This is a genomic window from Shimia haliotis (genome assembly GCF_900114415.1).
GTDB lineage: Bacteria > Pseudomonadota > Alphaproteobacteria > Rhodobacterales > Rhodobacteraceae > Shimia > Shimia haliotis.
This window is the reverse complement of the sequence record NZ_FOSZ01000009.1, coordinates 62,306-83,101: the sequence shown is the minus strand read 5'-3', so window position 1 is coordinate 83,101 and position 20,796 is coordinate 62,306. Positions and strand designations below refer to the sequence as shown.

At 59.4% G+C, this 20,796-nt stretch carries 30 protein-coding genes; 13 read left to right on the top strand and 17 right to left on the bottom strand.

Annotated elements, in window-relative coordinates:
- Nucleotides 1–53: 53 nt before the first annotated feature.
- From rimM to ffh, 8 genes are all read right to left on the bottom strand, one after another.
- Entirely contained in the window at nt 54–569 is a 516-nt protein-coding gene (gene rimM, locus BM069_RS17340; protein WP_093325574.1) for a ribosome maturation factor RimM, read from the bottom strand.
- A gap of 119 nt (nt 570–688) precedes the next feature.
- Nucleotides 689–1,318 carry a 5,6-dimethylbenzimidazole synthase gene (gene bluB / locus BM069_RS17335; protein WP_093325572.1) on the bottom strand — a complete coding sequence of 210 codons (630 nt, stop codon included), beginning with the start codon at nt 1,316–1,318 and terminating at the stop codon, nt 689–691.
- A 17-nt stretch (nt 1,319–1,335) separates the two neighbouring features.
- Entirely contained in the window at nt 1,336–1,701 is a 366-nt protein-coding gene (rpsP, locus tag BM069_RS17330) for a 30S ribosomal protein S16 (protein WP_093325571.1), read from the bottom strand.
- A gap of 102 nt (nt 1,702–1,803) precedes the next feature.
- A complete protein-coding gene (locus BM069_RS17325) occupies nt 1,804–2,100 on the bottom strand; it encodes a chorismate mutase (protein ID WP_093325569.1) in 297 nt (98 codons plus the stop codon).
- Complete coding sequence (locus tag BM069_RS17320; protein WP_093325567.1) at nt 2,093–2,698, bottom strand: GNAT family N-acetyltransferase; 606 nt, start codon at nt 2,696–2,698, stop codon at nt 2,093–2,095. Before BM069_RS17320 ends, BM069_RS17325 begins: the two co-directional genes overlap by 8 nt.
- The gene (locus BM069_RS17315; RefSeq protein WP_093325564.1) at nt 2,695–3,219 is read right to left on the bottom strand and encodes a GNAT family N-acetyltransferase; all 525 of its coding nucleotides are present in this window, start codon (nt 3,217–3,219) and stop codon (nt 2,695–2,697) included. The genes BM069_RS17320 and BM069_RS17315 overlap by 4 nt, the downstream gene beginning before the upstream one ends.
- Nucleotides 3,216–3,749: a GNAT family N-acetyltransferase gene (locus BM069_RS17310; RefSeq protein ID WP_093325562.1), complete on the bottom strand. Its 534-nt coding sequence runs from the start codon at nt 3,747–3,749 to the stop codon at nt 3,216–3,218. Before BM069_RS17310 ends, BM069_RS17315 begins: the two co-directional genes overlap by 4 nt.
- 3 nt (nt 3,750–3,752) lie before the next feature.
- Nucleotides 3,753–5,276: a signal recognition particle protein gene (gene ffh, locus BM069_RS17305; protein ID WP_093325560.1), complete on the bottom strand. Its 1,524-nt coding sequence runs from the start codon at nt 5,274–5,276 to the stop codon at nt 3,753–3,755.
- A gap of 259 nt (nt 5,277–5,535) precedes the next feature.
- Between ffh and BM069_RS17300 the strand changes: the two genes are divergently transcribed.
- A complete protein-coding gene (locus BM069_RS17300) occupies nt 5,536–6,069 on the top strand; it encodes a prolyl-tRNA synthetase associated domain-containing protein (RefSeq protein ID WP_093325557.1) in 534 nt (177 codons plus the stop codon).
- Nucleotides 6,070–6,191: 122 nt separating this feature from the next.
- Here BM069_RS17300 and BM069_RS17295 read toward each other — a convergent pair whose 3' ends face one another.
- Nucleotides 6,192–6,542 carry a DoxX family protein gene (locus BM069_RS17295; RefSeq protein WP_093325555.1) on the bottom strand — a complete coding sequence of 117 codons (351 nt, stop codon included), beginning with the start codon at nt 6,540–6,542 and terminating at the stop codon, nt 6,192–6,194.
- Between the two features lie 33 nt (nt 6,543–6,575).
- Nucleotides 6,576–7,118, bottom strand: coding sequence for an FMN-dependent NADH-azoreductase (locus tag BM069_RS17290; protein ID WP_093325553.1), 543 nt, complete (start codon nt 7,116–7,118; stop codon nt 6,576–6,578).
- Between the two features lie 128 nt (nt 7,119–7,246).
- Between BM069_RS17290 and BM069_RS17285 the strand changes: the two genes are divergently transcribed.
- The 3 genes from BM069_RS17285 (at nt 7,247) to BM069_RS17275 (ending at nt 9,611) form a co-directional block, all read left to right on the top strand.
- On the top strand, nt 7,247–8,128 hold the full coding sequence (locus BM069_RS17285; RefSeq protein ID WP_093325551.1) for a LysR family transcriptional regulator: 882 nt from the start codon (nt 7,247–7,249) through the stop codon (nt 8,126–8,128).
- Complete coding sequence (locus BM069_RS17280) at nt 8,125–9,006, top strand: DMT family transporter (RefSeq protein WP_093325664.1); 882 nt, start codon at nt 8,125–8,127, stop codon at nt 9,004–9,006. Before BM069_RS17285 ends, BM069_RS17280 begins: the two co-directional genes overlap by 4 nt.
- Nucleotides 9,007–9,113: 107 nt before the next feature.
- Nucleotides 9,114–9,611 carry a ClbS/DfsB family four-helix bundle protein gene (locus BM069_RS17275; protein ID WP_093325548.1) on the top strand — a complete coding sequence of 166 codons (498 nt, stop codon included), beginning with the start codon at nt 9,114–9,116 and terminating at the stop codon, nt 9,609–9,611.
- On the opposite strand, the gene BM069_RS17270 is transcribed toward BM069_RS17275, so the two are convergent.
- Complete coding sequence (locus tag BM069_RS17270) at nt 9,580–9,930, bottom strand: ArsR/SmtB family transcription factor (protein ID WP_093325663.1); 351 nt, start codon at nt 9,928–9,930, stop codon at nt 9,580–9,582. The genes BM069_RS17275 and BM069_RS17270 overlap by 32 nt on opposite strands.
- Before the next feature lie 256 nt (nt 9,931–10,186).
- Here BM069_RS17270 and BM069_RS17265 point away from each other — a divergent pair, with 256 nt between their 5' ends.
- The 6 genes from BM069_RS17265 (at nt 10,187) to BM069_RS17240 (ending at nt 13,260) form a co-directional block, all read left to right on the top strand.
- Nucleotides 10,187–10,516 carry an AtpZ/AtpI family protein gene (locus tag BM069_RS17265; RefSeq protein ID WP_093325661.1) on the top strand — a complete coding sequence of 110 codons (330 nt, stop codon included), beginning with the start codon at nt 10,187–10,189 and terminating at the stop codon, nt 10,514–10,516.
- Between the two features lie 2 nt (nt 10,517–10,518).
- Nucleotides 10,519–11,277 (top strand): F0F1 ATP synthase subunit A, encoded by a 759-nt coding sequence (locus tag BM069_RS17260; RefSeq protein WP_093325546.1) that lies wholly within the window; start codon nt 10,519–10,521, stop codon nt 11,275–11,277.
- A 52-nt stretch (nt 11,278–11,329) separates the two neighbouring features.
- Nucleotides 11,330–11,554: a F0F1 ATP synthase subunit C gene (locus BM069_RS17255; protein ID WP_022572950.1), complete on the top strand. Its 225-nt coding sequence runs from the start codon at nt 11,330–11,332 to the stop codon at nt 11,552–11,554.
- 83 nt (nt 11,555–11,637) lie between these two features.
- Nucleotides 11,638–12,180 carry a F0F1 ATP synthase subunit B' gene (locus BM069_RS17250; protein WP_093325544.1) on the top strand — a complete coding sequence of 181 codons (543 nt, stop codon included), beginning with the start codon at nt 11,638–11,640 and terminating at the stop codon, nt 12,178–12,180.
- Between the two features lie 5 nt (nt 12,181–12,185).
- On the top strand, nt 12,186–12,746 hold the full coding sequence (locus BM069_RS17245; protein ID WP_093325542.1) for a F0F1 ATP synthase subunit B: 561 nt from the start codon (nt 12,186–12,188) through the stop codon (nt 12,744–12,746).
- A gap of 127 nt (nt 12,747–12,873) precedes the next feature.
- Nucleotides 12,874–13,260: a hypothetical protein gene (locus BM069_RS17240; protein ID WP_093325540.1), complete on the top strand. Its 387-nt coding sequence runs from the start codon at nt 12,874–12,876 to the stop codon at nt 13,258–13,260.
- A gap of 6 nt (nt 13,261–13,266) precedes the next feature.
- On the opposite strand, the gene BM069_RS17235 is transcribed toward BM069_RS17240, so the two are convergent.
- Nucleotides 13,267–13,905 (bottom strand): ribonuclease T2 family protein, encoded by a 639-nt coding sequence (locus BM069_RS17235; RefSeq protein ID WP_093325538.1) that lies wholly within the window; start codon nt 13,903–13,905, stop codon nt 13,267–13,269.
- Nucleotides 13,906–14,057: 152 nt separating this feature from the next.
- Between BM069_RS17235 and BM069_RS17230 the strand changes: the two genes are divergently transcribed.
- Nucleotides 14,058–14,813 carry a DUF1013 domain-containing protein gene (locus BM069_RS17230; protein ID WP_093325536.1) on the top strand — a complete coding sequence of 252 codons (756 nt, stop codon included), beginning with the start codon at nt 14,058–14,060 and terminating at the stop codon, nt 14,811–14,813.
- Between the two features lie 63 nt (nt 14,814–14,876).
- On the opposite strand, the gene BM069_RS17225 is transcribed toward BM069_RS17230, so the two are convergent.
- From BM069_RS17225 to BM069_RS17210, 4 genes are all read right to left on the bottom strand, one after another.
- A complete protein-coding gene (locus BM069_RS17225; RefSeq protein ID WP_093325533.1) occupies nt 14,877–15,482 on the bottom strand; it encodes an exonuclease domain-containing protein in 606 nt (201 codons plus the stop codon).
- A gap of 29 nt (nt 15,483–15,511) precedes the next feature.
- Nucleotides 15,512–16,102, bottom strand: a complete 591-nt coding sequence (gene recR, locus BM069_RS17220) for a recombination mediator RecR (RefSeq protein ID WP_093325531.1) — start codon at nt 16,100–16,102, stop codon at nt 15,512–15,514.
- 70 nt (nt 16,103–16,172) lie between these two features.
- On the bottom strand, nt 16,173–16,517 hold the full coding sequence (locus tag BM069_RS17215) for a YbaB/EbfC family nucleoid-associated protein (protein WP_093325530.1): 345 nt from the start codon (nt 16,515–16,517) through the stop codon (nt 16,173–16,175).
- A 98-nt stretch (nt 16,518–16,615) separates the two neighbouring features.
- The gene (locus tag BM069_RS17210; RefSeq protein WP_093325528.1) at nt 16,616–18,379 is read right to left on the bottom strand and encodes a DNA polymerase III subunit gamma/tau; all 1,764 of its coding nucleotides are present in this window, start codon (nt 18,377–18,379) and stop codon (nt 16,616–16,618) included.
- Between the two features lie 152 nt (nt 18,380–18,531).
- Between BM069_RS17210 and BM069_RS17205 the strand changes: the two genes are divergently transcribed.
- On the top strand, nt 18,532–19,005 hold the full coding sequence (locus BM069_RS17205) for a protein-tyrosine phosphatase family protein (protein WP_093325526.1): 474 nt from the start codon (nt 18,532–18,534) through the stop codon (nt 19,003–19,005).
- A 311-nt stretch (nt 19,006–19,316) separates the two neighbouring features.
- Here the strand turns inward: BM069_RS17205 and BM069_RS17200 are convergent, their stop codons facing one another.
- Nucleotides 19,317–19,844 (bottom strand): c-type cytochrome, encoded by a 528-nt coding sequence (locus tag BM069_RS17200; protein WP_093325524.1) that lies wholly within the window; start codon nt 19,842–19,844, stop codon nt 19,317–19,319.
- A 110-nt stretch (nt 19,845–19,954) separates the two neighbouring features.
- Here BM069_RS17200 and BM069_RS17195 point away from each other — a divergent pair, with 110 nt between their 5' ends.
- Nucleotides 19,955–20,794, top strand: a complete 840-nt coding sequence (locus tag BM069_RS17195) for a prephenate dehydratase (RefSeq protein WP_093325522.1) — start codon at nt 19,955–19,957, stop codon at nt 20,792–20,794.
- Nucleotides 20,795–20,796: the final 2 nt, after the last annotated feature.

Genomic DNA, 20,796 nt, shown 5'->3' with positions numbered 1-20,796 from the left:
GAGCGGCAGGATTCGCCAATTCTTCCAAAATTTCAAGCATTTGATGCTTCAAATCAGAACAAGCCTTCGGGGGGATCCGCAATGATGCGCCCTGCGGCGATGTCCACAGTGGGCACCGCTGCGTGCGTAAATGGCAGAAGAACCGTGGCCTTGAGGTCGGGCCCGTGGATTTCAAGGAGATCGGTAGCGCCGTGGTTTTGCACGGATTTTACGGTGCCAAGTATGGTGCCGCCGGTGTCGCGCACCTCGAGGCCGACCAGATCGGTGTAGTAGTATTCGTCGTCGTCCGTTTCTGGCAAGCGATCGCGCGGGACGAAGAGTTGCACCCCTTTGAGAGCGTCCGCCTGTTCCTTGGTGGAGACATTCGTAAGGCGCACGGACAGGCCGTTTTTGACGGTGCCCAGCACCTCGACTTCAAACTCCATAGCACCGTCGCCGGTGACGAGCGGGCCGTAGTCGGCAATGGCCTCGGCGTTGGCGGTGTAGGACTTCAGTCGCACGTCGCCGCGCACACCAAAGGCGCCACCAATGGCGCCCACGCAGATCATTTCGGAATTGGAATTGGTCATGGGGTGGCCCTTTTTGGTCTTGGCACTGTTTTGACGGATTGGCTGGCGTGGTGCAAGGGACAGGCACATCGAGATGTCGGTATTGCGTCGGTATCACGTCAGCACAACCGGCAGGCGCGTTAGCGGATTTGCACAGCCAGCGTAGTGTCGCGCTCTTCCCAGCCGATCCGGGCGAGTTCCGGTGTGTCGGAGAGTTGTTCAGGCCAGCCGACGCAGAGGTAGGCAATGAGCGACCAGTCTTCGGGCACCGCGAGGTCGGCGTTCAGTTGGACAGGGTCAAGGATCGAGACCCAGCCGACGCCGAGGCCGTGGCTGCGGGCGGTGAGCCAGAATTGGGTAATGGCACCAACCACCGAGTAGCGGCGCATTTCCGGCATGGTGGCGGCACCTAGGCCGGCACCTTTGGGCGTGGCGTCGTCACAATAGATAGCCAGTTGCACCGGTGCTTCGCGCATGCCGGAGAGTTTCAGCCGCGCATAGAGCGCGGCGCGATCCTCCGCATAAGACGCGAGCGCCTCGGCATTGGCGGTTTCAAAATTTGCGAGAGCGGCGGCTCGGGCGGCGTCAGATTGAACGCGGATCACCCGCCAAGGTTCGGACAGACCCACGGAAGGGGCCAGCAGAAAAGAGGAGAGGCACTCCGACAGGAGTGCCTCGTCCACCGGATCGGTGCGGAAGCGGCGCACATCGCGCCGCCACTGCATGAGCCGAAGCAGGTCGGACCGGAAATCCTGCGAGAAGTCGCTCATTCCGGCCTCCGTCCAACTTAGTCTTCAGCAGGTGCTTCGGCAGCTTCTGCTGCTTTGGCTGCTTTTTCTTCTGCGCGGTCTTTGGCTTTCTTGCCGGGCTCTGCTTTCTTGGGGTTGCTGCGCTCTTTCTTGGCGACAACACCGGCAGCTTCCAGGAAGCGGGACACACGGTCAGACGGCTGAGCGCCTTCGTCGAGCCAGTACTGAACGCGTTCCATGTTCAGTTTTACGCGCTCTTCGCTGTCTTTAGGCAGCAGCGGGTTGTAGGTGCCGAGCTTCTCGATGAAGCGGCCGTCACGCGGCATGCGCGAGTCAGCGGCTACAACGCGGTAGAAGGGGCGCTTTTTGGAACCGCCGCGGGCGAGACGAATTTTCATAGCCATGGGTGTATCTCCTATAATGGCGTGTGCACCGGGGTGCGTTGGTGTGCACCAGTGCGGTGCGGGTCAGTGACGAAGAGCAGGGTCATGCTGCCCATCGGTTGGTTATTCCTGATGCTTCTTATGGTGCTGAATGACCTCAGCGATGATGAAGTTCAGGAAATTCTTGGCGAATTCAGGATCCAGATCGGCCCTCTTCGCAAGATCTTCAAGACGTGCGATCTGTTTCGCTTCGCGATCCGGATCGGACGGGGGAAGGTCGTGTTCGGCTTTCAGTTTTCCAACTGCCTGCGTGGCTTTGAAGCGCTCGCCCAAGGTGTAGACAAGGATCGCATCGAGCCGGTCAATGCTCTCGCGATACCCTTTGAGCAGGTCGGCGGCGCGGGTGGTGTCGTCAGTCAAGAGCGTAGCCTTTCGGTTTGAACATCGGGTCGGCGTAGTGGCTGATTTCCATCTCGATGGCATCGCCGATTTGCGTGGTGCGCAGGGCCTCGGCGGACGGATGACGGTAAACAACGTCGTGACCGTCCACAGAGGGGGCGTCTTTGTCCTTCACCGCGCCAAGGCGCTCGGCAAGGCGGATGGAGTCGAGGTTTTTCGGGTCGATATAAGAGACCGCGCCGTCCCAGCCGAGGGTGTTGTAGAAATAGCGCCGCGCCGCATGAGTGGCTTCGAGCGCATAGCCGTGACCGGCTTTTTCAGGCCAGATGATCCACGCGAGTTCGCGCTCGGGCCATTGCGCGGGCATCCAGCCACCAGCCATACCAAGCGTTTCGTCGGTTTCCCGGTCGTGGATCATCCACATGCCATAGCCGCGAATATCCCAATGGCCGATCTCTGCGGCATAGAGCATCCATGTTTCATAGGCGTTCAGAGGTCCGCCCATAAAACGGGAGCGGTAGGAGGCAAAGGTGGCCTTGAAGTTGGGATAGTCCTCAGGCTCGGGTCCACGCAGAACAAGGCGTTTGGTTTCCAGAACAGGGATTACGATGTTGCTCATGCGGCGGCCTCCGTCACAGGGTGGCGGTAGATGTGGCAAGCGTGTCCGATCACTTCGCCGTCCCGCTCGTAGGTTGCGCCAAGGCGTTTGGCGAGCGCAATGGAGCGGGTGTTTTCAGGGTCGATGTGGCTGATCGGGGCGGTGATGCCGAAGTTTTGCGCCGCATAGGTGCGCGCAGCCAAAGCGGCCTCGTAAGCGATGCCTTTGCCCTCGAAGCCGTCGTAGAGATGCCATCCGAGTTCCGGCTCGCCCCAGCCTTCGTGATGAATGATGCCCGCAGCGCCTGCTTGTTTGCCAGTGGCTTTCTCTTCGATCATCCAAAGCCCGTAGCCGCGCAGGGCCCAGTGACCAATGATGCCGATGATAACACGCCAACACTCGTGACGGTTTTTCGGGCCGCCGATCCAATGGCTGCGCTCGGTCTGGTTGAAGGCAGCAACCGCATCCAGATCGCTTTCGCGATAGTTGCGCAGGATCAGGCGCTCGGTTTCCACGGTTGGGATGTTCAGCGTGAGGCTCATGCGTAGGCCTCCGGGCTGCCGTCGCTGTCGGACGGGAAATGGCGATAGACCAGATCGTTCGGGCTTGGGCGGTCTGCGGCGTCATCGCGCACAGCGCCAAGGCGTTCGGCGAGGCGGATGGAGGGCGCGTTGTCTTGGTCGATGTAGCTGACCAATGTGGTCATGCCTTGGGTGTCAAAGGCCCAGTCGCGTACGGCGGTGGCGGCTTCGAATGCCAGTCCTTTGCTTTGCGCTTCTGGGAAGAAGCACATGCCGAGTTCGGGTTCCGCGAAATTCGGGGGCTTGTTGATGCCGACTTGACCGACAAGCGCGCCGGTCTCAGTGAGATCCACGGCCCAGCTGCCATAGCCCAGCCATTGCCAGCTGGTGATTTCGGCACCCAACCAGCGCCACAGTTCGTTGCCCGAAATCGGCCCGCCCATGTATTGCGCCCAGTCCGTCGCGAAATGCGTCGCCATCGGCTCGAAATCCTCGAGACGGTGATGGCGCAGCGTCAGGCGCGCGGTGGATATGGTGGGCGCGAAGGTCACGGGTTACTTTTTCTTTCCAAAGCCGGAGAGGCCGGAGGGCAGACCCATGCCGCCGCCGAGACCGGGCAGACCACCGGGAAGGCCGCCTTTGCCGCCCATCGCTTTGGCCGCAGCTTCGAGCTGTTTGGGGTCCATCTGGGTCGGGTCCATGTTGGCCATGTCCGCGCCACCTTTGCCGCCCATGGCTTTCATCGCCTGCTTCAGCATGCCGCCTTTACCCATTTTGCCCATCTTCTTCATCATGTCGCCCATCTGGCGCTGCATCTTGAGAAGCTTGTTGAGGTCTGACACTTCCATGCCCGAGCCGGCGGCGATGCGTTTTTTGCGCGACGCCTGAAGGATTTGCGGGTTGGCGCGTTCCACTTTGGTCATGGACTGGATCATCGCGATCTGGCGAGTGATCATCTTGTCGTCAAAACCGGCGTCCTGCACGCCTTTGGCCATCTTGGCCATGCCAGGCATCATGCCCATCAGGCCTTCCATGCCACCCATCTTTTGCATCTGCTCAAGCTGGGATTTCATGTCGTTCATGTTGAAGCGGCCTTTGATAAAGCGCTTCATCATCTTTTCGGCCTGTTCGGCCTCGATGGTTTCCTGAGCTTTCTCAACAAGCGCGACGATGTCGCCCATGCCAAGGATGCGGCCTGCGATACGATCCGGCTCGAAGGTTTCGAGCGCGTCCATCTTTTCGCCCAAACCGACGAATTTGATCGGCTTGCCGGTCACGGCGCGCATCGAGAGTGCTGCACCGCCACGGCCGTCACCGTCCATACGGGTCAGGACCACGCCGGAGATGCCGATCTTGCCGTCAAATTCTTCTGCGACCTCAACGGCGACCTGACCTGTCAGGCCGTCGACCACCAGAAGTGTCTCGCGCGGGTTGACCGCGTCGCGGACGTCTTCGACCTCTTGCATGAGGGTTTCGTCGATTTGCAGGCGGCCCGCGGTGTCGAGCATGTAGACGTCATAACCGCCCAGTGTCGCCTGTTGCTTGGCGCGTTTGGCAATCTGGACTGCCGACTCACCGGCAACGATCGGCAGGGTGTCGACACCGATTTGGGTGCCGAGCACCTGAAGCTGTTGCATCGCGGCAGGGCGGTAGATGTCGAGGGACGCCATCAACACGCGCTTGCCTTCTTTGTCGGTCAGACGTTTGGCGAGCTTACCCGTAGTGGTGGTTTTACCGGAGCCTTGCAGACCGACCATCAGGATCGGGGCGGGCGGGTTGTCAATTTTCAGAGTGCCAAGATCAGCTGCATCGTCGCCAGCCAAAACGCCCTTGAGTTCGTCGTGCACGATCTTGACGACCTGCTGACCCGGGGTGATGGATTTGGTGACGGCCTGACCGGTGGCTTTTTCCTGAACGGCTTTGACAAAATCGCGGGCCACGGGAAGCGAAACGTCGGCCTCAAGCAGAGCCACGCGGACCTCGCGCAGGGCGGTTTTGACGTCGTCCTCAGACAGGGCACCCTGTTTGGTCAGACGATCAAAGACACCGGAAAGGCGTTCGCTTAGATTTTCAAACATCGCTCTGCGGCTCCTTGCACCGTTTCAATCATGTGGTCCGAAGATAGGTACGGACCGGCCAAACGCCAATGTCCCCCATGGGCGCAACGCGCTGATGGGGGGCGATCCCGGCTCAAAGGCCATGGGACCGGAAGTTTGACAGACTCCCGGAGTAGTGCCGCGCGTTTACGCCTGTGAGAGGAGAGAGTCAAGCATAGCAGGGCTGGCGCAGATCATGTGGTGGCTCTATGCATAGCAGAGCAAAAGCGGGGAGAAGGCAATGGACGCATCATCAGCATTTCAGGACAGCTTACCTGTGAGTTCAGATGCTTTGTTGGCGCGGCTTGACGACTGGGGGATCTCCTATGTGCTGCACGAGCATGTGCCGCTGCGCACGGTGGAGGATGCCAAGTCCGTTGAAGCGGCGATGGTGGTTCAGGGAGAAGCGGCGTTTCGTATCAAGAATCTGTACCTGCGCGACAAGAAAAAGCGCAACTATCTGGTGACGCTGGAACAAGATCGGGAGGTCGATCTTAAGGCGCTTGGGGCGCAGTTGGGCGTAGGAAACCTGTCGTTTGGGTCTGCGGACCGGCTGATGCAGAACCTTGGTGTGCGACCGGGTGCAGTGACGCCGTTGGCGATGGTCACTGGAGCGGAAGCCGGCGTGCGTTTTGTGATGGATGCGACGGTGAAGGACGCGGCGCGGATTTACATGCATCCGTTGGTGAATGACCGGACGGTGGCGATGGATGTCAGCGATCTGTGGGTGTTTTTCGACAAAATCGGCGTGACGCCTGAGTTTCTGGAAATGTGAGGAGCTGTGGTCGATCGCACCAGAAGCTGGCCGCTGGAGAGGTTTCAAGTCGCGGCGCACACGAGTGTATTTCGGGAACAAAAAGGTTGGGGCGCGGGCTGATGAGGGCCGCGCCCCGAATTTTAGGCGCTTAGCGGATTTTGAGCGCGGTGGCTGTAGGTCACGTAGGCGGCAATCAGGCCAAGCACGATGGCAGGCATGGCCGAGGGGCCGAGAATGAACAGGTGAGCAAGCGTCGCGCCAACCATGGTGCAAAGCAGGAGCGCGGCGGCGAGAAATTGTTTGCCAGGCAGCCAGAGCAAGGCTGCTGCGCCAAGTTCGATGGCACCGGTGACATAGCGGAACCATTGGCCGACGCCGATGGCGTCAAAGGTACCGACCATCATTTCGTTGCCAGTCACTTTAAAGAAGCCCGCCGCGGCGAAGGCCAGTGTCAGAAGGGCTTTGGCGATGAGAAGCGCGTATTTTTGCATGGGATATCCGTGTGTTGTGTTTTGCTGTGTATATCAGGCGGCTTTGGCGTCGATCCGGACGCCGTCTTTGTCGAGAATGGTGACATCGGTGATGCCCACAAAGCCGAGAACGAAGCGCAGATAAGATGAGGCAAAGTCGAAGTCAGAGCCGATTTCGGTGCCGCCGGACGCGATTGTGATGATTGCCTTTTTGCCGTCCAGCAGGCCCTTGGGGCCGGTTTCTGTATAGGCGAAGGTCACACCTGCGCGGGCGATCTGGTCGATCCATGCCTTGAGCACGGCGGGGATGGAAAAGTTGTACAAGGCCGTGCCGATGACGATTGTGTCGGCGGCTTTCAATTCAGCCACCAGTTCGTCGGATTGCGCAAGCGCGGCCTTTTGGGCGTCGGTGCGGTTTTCTTCGGGAGTAAAGGTCGCGACGGTGAAGGTCTCATCAAGGAAGGGCAGGCCTTCGCTCAGGTCGCGGCGGATCACGGTGTCAGGCTCAAGCTTTTCAACCTGAGCTGCGGACTGGGTGCGCGAGAGGCTGTCGGCAAAACGGGCGGAAGCGTCGATATGAAGAACAGTGTTGGACATGGTGCGGTTCCCTTTTGGTGTGTGCTGTGACTTGGGGAGAGATTTAGCCGTTGCAAAAATTCACACAACTGCGCAGGGTGCGCATTGAGTGTTGAAAAATGCACGAATGGATGCAGCGAGGGGCCGCAATGGACAATTGGGACGAGATCCGCACAGCGTATCAGGTGGCGCGACTGGGAACCGTGAGCGGGGCTGCGGATGTTCTTGGCGTGCATCATGCTACTGTGATCCGCCATATCGACTCGCTTGAGAGCAAGCTGGGCTTGAAGCTGTTTCAGCGCCACGCGCGCGGCTATACGGCCACGGAGGCGGGGCAGGATCTGATGCGTGTGGCGCAGGCCACGGATGACCAGTTCGGCCAACTGGAAGGCCGCATGAAAGGTCGGGGCGAAGACGTTTCGGGAGAGTTGGTTGTGACCTCGCTTGGCGGGTTTGCATCGCTACTGGCGCCGGTTCTGGCCGAGTTTCAGGCTGCGCATCCGGATTTGGTTGTGCGGTTTCTGACCGGGGACCGGGTATTTCGGTTGGAATACGGGGAGGCCCATGTGGCGGTGCGGGCCGGACAAGGAACGGAACAGCCCGACAATGTGGTGCAGGAGCTGGTGCGATTGCCGTCAGCTTTGTATGCGTCTGATGCTTATATCTCGCGGTGGGGCATGCCCAAGGACGAGGCAGATTTGGTGAATCACCGGTTTGTGGCGCACGATAACATCGACAGCCGTGCGCCGTTTTATCAGTGGTTGAAGGACAATCTGCCGCGCGAAAATGTGGTGTTCCGTTCGACGTCCGATCGCGGCATCGCGGCGGCCGTGCGTGACGGTGCAGGGCTGGGGTTTCTGTCTATTTTGGCGGGATTAGACGATCCCGCGTTACATGAAGTGTTGCCGCCGCGCCCGGAGTGGGATGTGCGAATCCGGCTGGTGACACATGTTGACCTGCATCGCACCACTAAGGTGCAGACGTTTCTGTCGTTCCTGAAGGAACGGGCCAAAGGATGGCTGCCGGAATGACGGGCGCAGGAAAGGGGCACCTTGCCATGCTGACCTTTTCGGCGCTGGTGGCGGGGTCGTTTTCGCTTGGCGGGATGGTGGCCAACGAGGTGGCGCCGGCTGCACTTAACGCGGTGCGGTTCTTGATTGCAGGGGGCGTAATCGGCATTGCCGCGATGGCCACCGGCGGCATTCCGGCAAGCACGTGGCGCGCGCCGTGGCGGTATCTGGTGCTGGGCGGGCTTTTTGCTATTTATTTTGTGTTGATGTTTGAGGGGCTGAAGACGGCGCATCCGGTGAGTACGGCCGCGGTGTTCACGCTGACGCCGTTGATGTCTGCGGGGTTTGGTTGGGTTCTGCTGCGCCAGATCACCACGAAATGGATGTTTCTGGCGCTGGGGATGGGCGCGATCGGCGCGCTTTGGGTGATTTTTCGCGCGGATTGGGCAGCGTTTCGGCGCTTTGAGGTCGGGCAGGGAGAGATCTACTATTTCTGGGGCTGTGTGGCGCATGCGGCCTATACGCCCATGGTGCGCAAGCTCAATCGCGGGGAGCGGCCGTTTGTCTTTACCTTTGGCATGCTTCTGGCGGGGTTGCTGATATTGACGCTTTGGGGCTGGCAGGACCTGCGCGCAACCGATTGGGCCAACCTGCGGCCGTTGGTGTGGGGCACCATTGTCTATTTGGCGGTCTTTGCCAGCGCAGCGACCTTTGTGCTGTTGCAGTTTGCGGCGCTGGAACTGCCGAGTTCAAAGGTCATGGCCTATACCTACCTTGTGCCGACATGGGTGATTTGCTGGGAGATCGGGCTTGGCCATGGGGCGCCGACGGGACTGGTGCTGGTTGGCATTGCTTTGACCGCAGTGGCGTTGGTGATGTTGCTCAGGGACGAGGGGTAGGCCCGCTTGGGCCGACCTTCCACTAGCCAGCCCCCGCGGGTTTGATGTGGGGCAAGGTTGGGAGCGTCGCTGCGTGCTAGGCTCGGGCTTACCTGAGGAAGAGAGCCATGCCTGCTGCAACCAACCAAGTCGATCTGCTCGCTGTCGCCGAGAAGGAGTTTGCCAAATTGAGCGAGCTTTTGGAGGACGTGCCACCGGATTTGGCAGGGCAGGCGTTTGAGGCCGGTTGGTCAATGCGTGATGTGTTGGTGCATCGGGCGCATTGGGTGGACCTGTTCCTTGGCTGGTATCAGGACGGACAGGTGGGGAAGACGGTGTATTTCCCGGCAGAGGGGTACAAGTGGAACGACTTGAAAGCCTATAATGCCGATTTGTTGGCGCGGAAGGCAGACGTAAGCTGGGAAACCGCGCGGTCCGAGTTGATTGCAGCGCATGGGCGGTGGATGGATTTTGTTGGATCTCTGGACCAAGCGGCGCTCTATGGTGGGCCGATGAAGGGCGCGAACAACAAATGGACCACCGGGCGCTGGGCCGAGGCAGCGGCGCCGTCGCATTACCGGTCGGCGGCGAAGTTCATTCGGGCGTGTCTGCGGGCGTCTCGCTGAATTCGGTTTCCAGAAACCGCTCAAAGGCATCAAGGTTCACCGGTTCGAATTGCCCAAACCCCTGCATCCAGACCGAGGCGGCGCGCAAGGCGTCAGGTTCCAGCTTGCACCACTTTACCCGCCCACGCTTTTCCTGAGAGATCAGACCGGCGCCGGCAAGGATCACCAGGTGCTTGGAGATTGCGGCGAGAGACATGTCAAAGGGTTCAGCCACATCAGTCACGGCCATGTCGTCCTCAAGCAGCATGTTGAGGATTTCGCGGCGGGTCGGGTCCGCGAGGGCCGAGAAGACGGTATCAAGGGCGTTGGTATTGGTCACGGTCTTGGGGGTAGCGGTGGGAAGGGCAGGGGTCAAGGTGTGGGTGGTTCAAAACTAAACCGTTTCGTTGAATATGCGAAATCCTCTTCTAACTCCGTCAGTCCGCCCTGCGGCGATGCGCCGCCCATGCTTCTTTCTTGAAAAAATACTCATAATAACAACGATTTAAGTTGGTTCGAACATCTCGATCATTGCCGTTGACTCATGGCGCGCTGCACCGTAGCAATACGCCAACATCAGCGGAGGGATTTTGCGCGTGACCGAACCGGACCAAAAGGAGCAGATGCAACGTCTGCACGACCGGATCGAGGCGGCCAAAAAGGCCCAGGACCCGAAACCCCGCGTTGACGAGCACTATTCGGCGGCCAATCTGGCATGGCGCATGGTGATTGAATTAGTGGCCGGTCTCGGGATCGGCTTTGGCATCGGATACGGGCTCGACGTTCTGTTTGGAACAATCCCGCTATTTATGTTGCTGTTTACATTGCTGGGTCTTACGGCGGGCATCAAAACCATGATGCGGTCAGCCAAAGAGATCGAGGCGGAGAAATTGGCCGAAGAGGCCGAGAAAAACGAGAGGAACTGAACGTGGCAAGCGAAGCACACGGCGCAGAAGAAGGCGGTCTGGTATTTCACCCGATGGATCAGTTCATCATCAAACCTTTGTTTGGTGGCGACACAATCCACTGGTACACCCCCACCAACGCGACCCTTTGGATGGCTTTGGCCGTCGTTGCGGTTGTGGCAATGATGGTATTCGGCACCCGTCGCCGCGCAGTTATTCCTTCGCGCAGCCAGTCGATCGGCGAACTGGCTTACGGTTTCATCTACAAGATGGTTGAAGATGTGGCCGGCAAGGATGCGGTCAAGTTCTTCCCCTACATCATGACGCTCTTCATGTTCATCGTGTTCGCCAACTTCCTTGGCCTGATCCCGATGTCCTTCACCACCACCAGCCACTTTGCCGTGACTGTGGTGCTGGCGCTGCTGGTGTTCCTGACCGTGACCATCGTTGGTTTCGTCAAGAACGGCGCAGGCTTCCTTGGCCTCTTCTGGGTTTCCAGCGCGCCGCTCGCGCTGCGTCCGATCCTCGCGGTCATCGAACTGATTTCCTACTTCGTCCGCCCCGTCAGCCACTCTATCCGTCTTGCGGGTAACGTGATGGCAGGCCACGCGGTGATCAAAGTGTTCGCAGGCTTCGCCGCGATCGCAGTGGTCAGCCCCGTGTCGGTTGTGGCGATCACCGCAATGTATGGTCTTGAAGTCCTCGTGGCCTTCATTCAGGCCTACGTGTTTACCATTCTGACCTGTGTGTACCTGAAAGACGCTCTGCATCCTTCGCACTAACGGTCCTGAACCTCATCTACCTATTAACTTCCAATCGTAAGGAGATACACCCATGGAAGGTCAACTCGCACACATCGGCGCAGGTCTCGCAGCAATCGGTTCCGGCGCAGCCGCAATCGGTGTTGGTAACGTTGCAGGCAACTACCTGGCCGGCGCTCTGCGCAACCCCTCCGCAGCTGCTTCGCAGACTGCTACCCTCTTCATCGGCATCGCATTCGCAGAAGCACTGGGCATCTTCTCGTTCCTGGTTGCTCTGCTGCTGATGTTCGCCGTCTAAGCCTACGGAACCATCCTTACGTGCGGGTGCGGGCACCTTTGGTGCCCCACCCGTAATCAAATGGAAGTTCCCAGGAGGACGTTATGGCGACCACAACAACCGACGCCGCAAGCCACGCCGCAGACGCTGCTTCTGCACCGGGCATGCCGCAGCTCGATTTTACGAACTGGGGCAACCAGATTTTCTGGCTTTTGATCACGCTGGTCGTGATCTATTTCGTCCTGTCGCGCATTGCGCTGCCGCGGATCGCCGCGGTTCTGGCCGAGCGCCAGGGGACCATTACGAATGACATCGCCGCAGCTGAAGAGCTGAAGGCGAAAGCTGTGGAAGCGGAAGAAGCCTACAATCAGGCTCTCGCGGATGCGCGCGTTGAAGCGCAGCGTATCATTGCGGAAGCCAAGGCTGAGATCCAGGCAGAACTGGACGACGCAACCGCAAAGGCAGATGCGGAGATTTCCGCCAAGGCCGCCGAGTCGGAGAAGGCAATCGCCGAGATCCGCGCAGGCGCTCTGGAAAGCATCCAGGAAGTTGCCGACGCAACCGCAAACGAGGTTGTGGCAGCACTGGGTGGCAAAGCAGATGCCGACGCTGTGACCAAAGCGGTCGCTGACCGGATGAAAGGGTAAGATCGATGCGCACAACATTCGCAACCGTCGCAGCCCTGATGCTGGCAAGCCCGGCATTCGCCGCAAGCGGCCCGTTCTTCTCGCTGAAGAATACCGACTTTATCGTGACGCTCGGCTTCTTGCTGTTCATCGCTGTGCTGTTTTACTTCAAAGTGCCGTCCCTTCTGGGTGGCATGCTGGACAAGCGCGCCGAGGACATCAAATCGGAACTGGACGAAGCGCGCGCCCTGCGTGAAGAAGCTCAGACAGTTCTGGCTTCTTACGAGCGCAAGCAGCGTGAAGTTCAGGAGCAGGCAGAGCGCATCGTCGCGCAAGCCAAGGACGAGGCCCAGAAGGCCGCTGTTCAGGCCAAGGAAGATTTGGCTCAGTCTATCGAACGCCGCCTCGCCGCTGCGAAGGATCAGATCGCGTCTGCGGAAGCTTCCGCTGTCAAAGAAGTGCGTGATCAGGCCATCGTTGTGGCAATTGCTGCAGCCGAGGACGTGATCACCAAGCAGATGTCGGCGGCTGACGCCAACAAGCTGATCGAGTCTGGCATTGCCGAGGTGGACGCCAAGCTGCACTAAGCTTGCGTCACATAAGATTTGCATAAGGCCCGGGCGGAAACGCCCGGGCTTTTTGCATTTTTGCCGTGAAGTGGCCGCAAACCTGTGGTTAAGCTGTTGCTAACAAAGACTTGTGGAGGTTCGAGCTATGAAAAAGCTGGGGATTGCAGTGCTGACCGTGGCGGCGATGGGCGCGTGTTCATTGAATATGCAGAGTGTGCGCACTGAACCGGTGCAAGCCACGTCACAAGAGGTGTTTTGGGCCAAAAACCGTTTGGCCGAGCAGACCAGCAATCCTGGACTGGTGCGCTTCCAAGAGTTTCGAACCTATGCGCTGAGCAACGGGCACCGCGTTTATTGCGGCGCCATGGTGCGCGGATCCAACAGTGGCATTGCCTCGGAGCCCGTGCCGTTTTATTTGCGCGCGGATGGCGACAGTGTTGTGGCTATGAACTGGGTGAGCACGAGCGCCGAGTTTTCCGCCGGCAAATGCTCGGAAGCAGCAAAGGGCAGACTCAAGATCAACCGGTTGTAAGCCTGTTCAGCGCAGGGGATCAAACCGCGCGCTGTCCAGTTTGCAATCGCGGGCCACATCCCGACCGCAGGGTACAGGCGTAAGGTCGCGGGAGAGGCACACCCGCGCTTCTTGAATAAAGCCGTCGCGGCATGTGATTGTGAGCATGTCGTGTTCTAGCTGCGGGTTGGCTTTTAGGAATGCGTCTTCGACCACCGACGCAGGCAAGCGCACGGTTTTGTCCAGTTTACGGAATACCTGAGGGCGGTTGATGCGGCCATAGGCTTCGCGGGAGAGGGCGTAGTAATCTTCTGACGACATTCCCGAGCAGGTGCCGTGCTTTTTCCACTGGTGCCAAGCCAGCCCCGAGGTTCCCATGATGTCAGCCATGGCGTTGGTGACGTGGCGGGGCGGGTTGCGGTGACTGGTGTTGCAGTAGTCGGGCCAGCCACGATGGTATTGAGGCCAGAGCCCGTGCAGAATCCAGCCGTGGTCTTCGCCATAGTCGCATTGCGGAGAGTTTTTGGCGTCGCCCTCGATCGCGCACCAGTTAGGGGACCAGCTGAGGGCAAGTACATAGTAGTCGAATTCACCTGCAATATCGTCATCGGCCAGTGCGGGAAGTGCGGCGAGGAGGGTGAAAGCGAGGCTCAACAATTGGCGCATTGGGTCTTTCCTTTTTGTCTTAAGCGCACTATATCGGCCTCAAGTTCCCCCACAACGGAAACCCGCACCAGAATATCGGTGCCGTCTGACAAAAGTCAGGCGACGGGAAATCTATATCCGATTTTGGGATTTTTGACCGAAGGAGACATCAAATGGCCAAGCTGCTGCACCCCAAAGCAACCGCCGTCTGGCTGGTGGACAACACGACGATCAGCTTTAAACAGATCGCTGATTTTGTTGGCATGCACGAGTTGGAAATTCAGGGCATCGCTGATGGCGATGTGGCGACTGGTGTTAAAGGGTTTGATCCGATCGCCAACAACCAGCTTGAACAGGAAGAGATCACCAACGCCGAAGGCAACCCGCTTTACAAGATGAAGCTGAAGTTCAACGCGGCGGCAACCGGCGAAGAAAAGCGCCGTGGACCGCGTTATACACCGCTTTCCAAGCGTCAGGACCGTCCGGCGTCGATCCTGTGGCTGGTGAAGTTCCATCCGGAACTCAGCGATGGTCAGGTTGGCAAGCTGGTGGGCACCACCAAGCCGACCATTCAGGCGATCCGCGAGCGGACCCATTGGAACATTGCCAACATCCAGCCGATTGATCCTGTGGCTTTGGGCCTATGTAAGCAGTCCGAGTTGGACGCGGCCGTGCAGAAAGCTGCGGCGAAGAAAGCGGCAGATGGCGAAGTGATGACCGATGACGAGCGTCGCAAGCTGGTGAGCACCGAAACCTCCCTGGAAATGGAAGCGGAGCCGAAAATTCCGACCGCGATTGAAGGTCTGGAAACGTTCTCTCTGTCTGACGATTCCAGCGACGACGATGATGCATCGGATGCGGATTTCACAGATGCGGACAGTTTCTTCAACTTGCCCGGCGGCGACGACGAAGACGAGCAGCCGCGCTAAGCGACACTGTCGACCGATTGAAAGGGCCGTCCGTTTGGGCGGCCTTTTTTGTTGCGGACGGTCTTATGTGAAGGGCAGGTTCAGTTGGCGTTTTGTCTTAAGGTGGGACAGGCGCTCACCGGTGGTCTCTTCAGCTTTCAGGATCACGCAGGCCGCGGCGCGCGCGTCTTCGCCCGCGTCGTGGTGATGGAAGCTGAGGTCGAGGTGCTTTTTCAGATTGGCCAGCCCGTGTCCGCCTGCGCCTTTTAGGGCGGGCCATGCCTGTCGGGCGACCTTGACGCTGTTTGTCCAGTGCGATGAGAGCATTGGCAGGTCGTAGCGCGCGCAGGCAGCGGTCAGGGCCTTTTCGTCAAAGGTGCTGTGCTGCACGAGGCTGTGAGAGTTCAGCAGGTCAAAGAGGGCGACGTAGACTGTGGGAAATGTTGCTGCGTCGCGCACGGTGCCGGCGGAGATGCCGTGAAGCTCTGAGTTGAAGGGCGCAAAGGCTTCTTCGGGATCAATCAGGACGGAATAGGTCTGCATTGAGCCGGTGTCGGTCACGAAACAGAGGCCGATCTGACAAATGCTGCTTGCTGATCGGCTGGCGGTTTCCACATCCAGTGCGATGAACCGGAAAGGCCCGTCAGGGAGCGTTTGAAGATGGCCAAATCTGTTTGTTGGGTCTGTCACGAAGCGCCTACGATTCCTTGTTGCGGGCTCTAGAGCGCTTTGCGGGCGTTCAGGGCTGCGCTGATGGTGCCTTCGTCGAGGTAGTCAAGTTCCCCCCCTACCGGCACGCCTTGTGCCAGAGAGGTCAGGCGCACGCGGTCTTCGAGTTGATCGACGATGTAGTGTGCGGTGGTCTGACCGTCGACAGTGGCGTTAAGCGCCAGAATGACCTCGGAGATTTGTTCGGACGTCACCCGATCCACAAGCTTGGGGATGGAGATGTCCTCGGGCCCGACCCCTTCCAAGGCGGACAACGTCCCACCGAGAACATGGTAGCGGCCTTTGAACACGCCTGCGCGTTCCATAGCCCAGAGATCCGAGACATCCTCGACCACGCAGAGTTCGCCGGTGGCGCGTTTTTCAGAGGCACAGATGTCGCAGATGTCAGAGGTGCCAACGTTGCCGCAGTTCAGGCATTCGCGGGCGGTTTCAGCGACGGCCTGCATTGCGTCGGCCAGCGGGGACAACAACAACCCGCGTTTGCGGATCAGATGCAGCACCGCCCGCCGCGCGGAGCGAGGGCCAAGCCCGGGCAGCTTGGCCATCATGTCGATCAGCGTGTCAATTTCAGAACTGCTCATGGTTTTGCGCTCTTGAATTGGGTCTTGTCGCCTTACTTTATCGCGAGAACCCGAAATGGGCGCGCATTTTTTAGAACGGCAGTTTCATATCCGCGGGCAGACCCAGTTCGGAGGTGATTTTGTTCATCTCTTCCTGAGAGCGATCGGCGGCGCGGGTTTGTGCGTCTTTGATTGCAGCAAGGATCAGGTCTTCGACGACTTCTTTGTCGTCGCCGTTGAAGATCGACGGGTCGATGTCCAGCGCCTTGAGCTCGCCCTTGGCGGAAGCAGTGGCTTTGACCAGCCCTGCGCCGCTTTCGCCGACAACCATGATGTTGTGCAGCTCTTCCTGCATCTCGGCCATTTTTTGTTGCATGTCTTGGGCTTTTTTCATCATCCCGGCCATGTCGCCGAGGTTGCCGAGGCCTTTGAGCATCTGCGTGTCTCCATGAATTGTGTTTGCGTCTAGATACGGCGCGAAGGGCTTGTTTACAAGGTGCAGGGGCGTCCTTCAGACGGTTGCGGGATCGCCGCTTAGTCTTCTTCGAAGGGATCCCATTCGTCTTCGACTTCGGGCAGGGCTTCGGCCAGCGCTTCCTGGGTGATTTCCTTGCGCGATTTGATGTCGGTGATCTTGGCTCTGGGAAAGGCGCTCAGAACAGACCGCACCAGCGGATGGGCCTCGGCCTCGGCACGCATTTCGTTTTCGGCGGCGTTGCGGATTTCATCCACAGTGGGGGCGCCGCCTTCGGTGACAATGATCACGGCCCAGCGGTTTCCGGTCCAGCGTTGCAGCTGGCTGCCGAGGCGTTGGGAGAGGTCGCGGGGGGCATCAGGGGCCGGTTCGAATTCAATGCGACCGGGTTGGTAGCTGACGAGGCGGACGTATTTTTCCACCTGAACACGCAGAACTCCGTCACGGCGGGTGCGGATCAGGTCGAGCACATGCTCCCAAGTGGCATACTGCGCGAGCGCAGTGTTTTCCGCCACGGCCAACGCTGTGACGTTGCCTCCCTGTGCGCCGCCTCCGTTCGGCACGGTGCCACCTTGATAGGCGCCCTGTGCGGTAGCGCCGCCTTGGCTCATCCCGCCAGAGCCGCCGGGGCCGCCCGTGGGAGGCATTGGGGGACGCTGGGTGTTTTGCAGTTTGCGCAGCAACTCTTCGGGGCTGGGCAGGTCGGCAACGTGGGTCAGGCGGATGATAGCCATCTCCGCGGCCATCATAGCGTTGGGGGCGGAGGCGACCTCGTCCAGCGCTTTCAGGAGCATCTGCCACATGCGGGTCAGGATGCGCATGGGCAGTTGGTCTGCCATAGACTGTCCCCGCGCACGCTCATCGGGTGTGACCGTGGGGTCTTCGGAGGCTTCTGGCGTGACTTTGACCACGGAAATCCAATGGGTGATTTCGGCCAGATCGCGGAGCACGGCCATGGGGTCGGCCCCGTCGGCGTATTGGCTGGAGAGTTCGTTGAGCGCCGCGCCGGCATCGCCGCGCAGGATCATGTCAAAGAGGTCGAGCACGCGGCCACGATCGGCCAGACCCAGCATGGCGCGGACCTGATCGGCGGTGGTTTCGCCCGCACCGTGAGAAATGGCTTGATCCAGCAGAGAGGTCGCGTCGCGGGCTGAGCCTTCGGCGGCGCGAGTGATCAGGGCGAGCGCGTCGTCGGCAATCTCGGCCCCTTCGGCGCTTGCGATTTTGCGCAGGAGGCCAATCTGATCTTCGGGCTCGATTCGGCGGAGGTCAAAACGCTGACAACGCGACAGCACTGTCACGGGGACTTTGCGAATCTCGGTGGTGGCGAAGATGAACTTCACATGTGCCGGAGGCTCTTCCAGCGTTTTCAGCAGCGCGTTGAAGGCGCTGGTCGACAGCATGTGGACCTCATCGATGATGTAGATCTTGTAGCGCGCTGAGGCCGCACGGTAGTGGACTGAGTCGATGATTTCGCGGATGTCGCCCACACCGGTACGGGAGGCGGCGTCCATTTCCATCACGTCGACATGTCTGCCTTCCATGATCGCGGTGCAGTGTTCACACTGGCCGCAAGGATCGGTGGTCGGGCCGCCTCCGCCATCGGGGCCGATACAGTTCATGCCTTTGGCGATGATACGCGCAGTGGTGGTTTTGCCGGTGCCGCGGATGCCGGTCATAACAAAAGCCTGCGCGATGCGGTCGGCCTCAAAAGCGTTTTTCAGGGTGCGCACCATGGCGTCCTGACCCACCAGATCGGCAAAGGTTTCGGGGCGGTATTTGCGCGCGAGAACCTGATAGCCAGTGTCGGGTGTGTCGGTCATAGTGCGGGCCTTATGCGTGGTCTTGCCGGATTCGGCGATCAGGCGTCAGGTTATGCGCGGCGGGGCGGCGCGTCCACCGGCAATGCAGTTCGCGAGCACGGGTCCGTGCCGCTTGGCTGACGTCGCGGAGGTCGCCGCGGGAGGAAAAAGAGATGACGTTTGAAATCGTGGAATGGCGCCTTGGCGGAGGCGTGATTGGCCTGTCGCCATTGCCGCATACCGACGCGGATGCGGCGACTTTGACGACGTGGCGGCCGGATGTGGTTCTCAGTCTGACGTCAGACGCGGAAATCGCGGACGCCAGCGCCGAATCCGTTCTGTGCGCGGGCCCGTGGTTGTGGCTGCAACACGTCATTGAGGACTTCGGGGTGCCTGATGAGGGCTTTGCTGCCCGATGGCCGAAGCTATCGGAGACCTTGCTGCGGGACCTGTCGCAGGGAGCGCGGGTTCTGGTGCATTGCCGTGGGGGATGTGGACGGTCCGGCATGGTGGTTCTGGCTTTGATGGTGGGGCAGGGCGCGGAGGCCGGTGACGCGCTGAAAACGCTTCGGGACCGGCGGCCGTGTGCGGTGGAAACCGATGCGCAAATGGTTTGGGCCACGAAAGGGCGCGTGCAAACGGCCTAAATCTGCAATTGTCTGAAATTCGTATGCGGCTGTCCGGATAACAGGATGTATTTGCGAAAACTGTCGCCAAATACAATTCATCAGGACGACGAAGACCTTCAGCGAAAAGGTTTGGGTCTCCTGGAAATGACGCGACGCGATGCGTCATTTGACACTGCGCTGATCCGGACGGTTTTTCCTCCCTCCCTCCCTCCCTCCTCCCTACCGTTTGGATCGGCGCATAAGTCCCTCTCCCCGACACATATACTCAGACCAAAGAAAAAGGCCGCTGCGGATGCAACGGCCTTTGGCAATGTCGTGGTGGGACTGGATTAGCCGCCGATTGTTTGCAGGTATGCAATCAGATTGGCGCGGTCCTTGGCTTTCTTCAGGCCGGAGAAGGACATCTTGGTTCCAGGTGCGTATCCTTTGGGGTTGGCAAAGAACCCGTCAAGCGCTTCCGGGGTCCAGGTGTCGGTCACAGCGACCAGTGCACCGGAATAACCAAAGCCGGGAACAGAGCCGGTGGCGCGGTTCACAACCCCATAGAGATGCGGGCCAGTGGCGTTCGCGCCGTCTTCCAGTTTGTGACAGGCTTTACACTTGCCAAAAACCTTTGCGCCTTTGTCTACGTCGGCGGCGGCCAGGAGCTCTTCGAAGCTCGGGCCTTCCTCGACTTCGGCTGCTGCGCTGTCGCCGCCTTCTACTTCGATCACGTAGCCTTGCTGCGCATGATCGTCACCGTGGCCACCCGCCCCAGTGTGGTAAATGCTTTCGGCGGCCCAGGAGCCAAGCAGGAAGATCAGCAGCGCACCGCAAAGGGCAGCTGCTACTTTTGTCATTGTCATCGTGTCGAACATGCTACGTTTCCGTCTCGTGGCGTTTGACGCGTATCTATCCGCTTCCCTTCAAAGAAGGCAAGATATAGTTACCGCGACGAAACGCCCCCCGGGCTTGAAACGAGGTGAAAATGTCCGTCACGACCAACAAGATCGCATTTCAGGGCGAATTGGGCGCCTATGGTCATGAGGCCTGTCAGCAGGCGCGCCCCGATATGGACGTATTGCCGTGCCACACCTTTGAAGAGGTTATCGAGGCGGTCAAAAGCGGTGCGGCGGATTTGGCGATGCTGCCGATCGAGAATTCGACTTATGGGCGTGTGGCCGACATTCACCGCTTGTTGCCGGAAAGCGGATTGAACATCGTGGACGAAGCTTTCGTTCGGGTGCGGATCAGCCTGATGGCCTTGCCCGGTGTCGCATTGGACGAGATTGAAACCGTTCGGGCGCATTTGGTGCTGTTGCCGCAGTCGTCGGGGTTCCTCAAGGCGCATGGCATGACCGGCGTAGCCGCGGCGGACAGCGCGGGGGCCGCGCGTGAGTTGTCCGAGGACAAAACATCTCGCGAAGGCGTTTTGGCATCTGAGCTGGCGGCGGAAACCTATGGGTTGAACGTGTTGGCGGCGGACGTGGAAGATCACGGCCACAACACCACACGATTTGTGATTATGTCGCGGGAGCCTGATCTGACGAGCCGTGGACACGGCAACATGATGACGACGTTTGTCTTTGAGGTGCGCAACATTCCCGCCGCGCTTTATAAGGCGATGGGTGGTTTTGCGACAAACGGCGTGAACATGACCAAGCTGGAAAGCTATATGGTGGATGGATCGTTTACGGCGACACGGTTTTATGCGGACATTGACGGTCATCCCGACGACAAAAACGTCGCGCTGGCTTTGGATGAGTTGAGCTACTTCACTAATCACTTGCGGATTGTCGGCGTCTACCCAGCAGCGCAGGACCGCTAGGC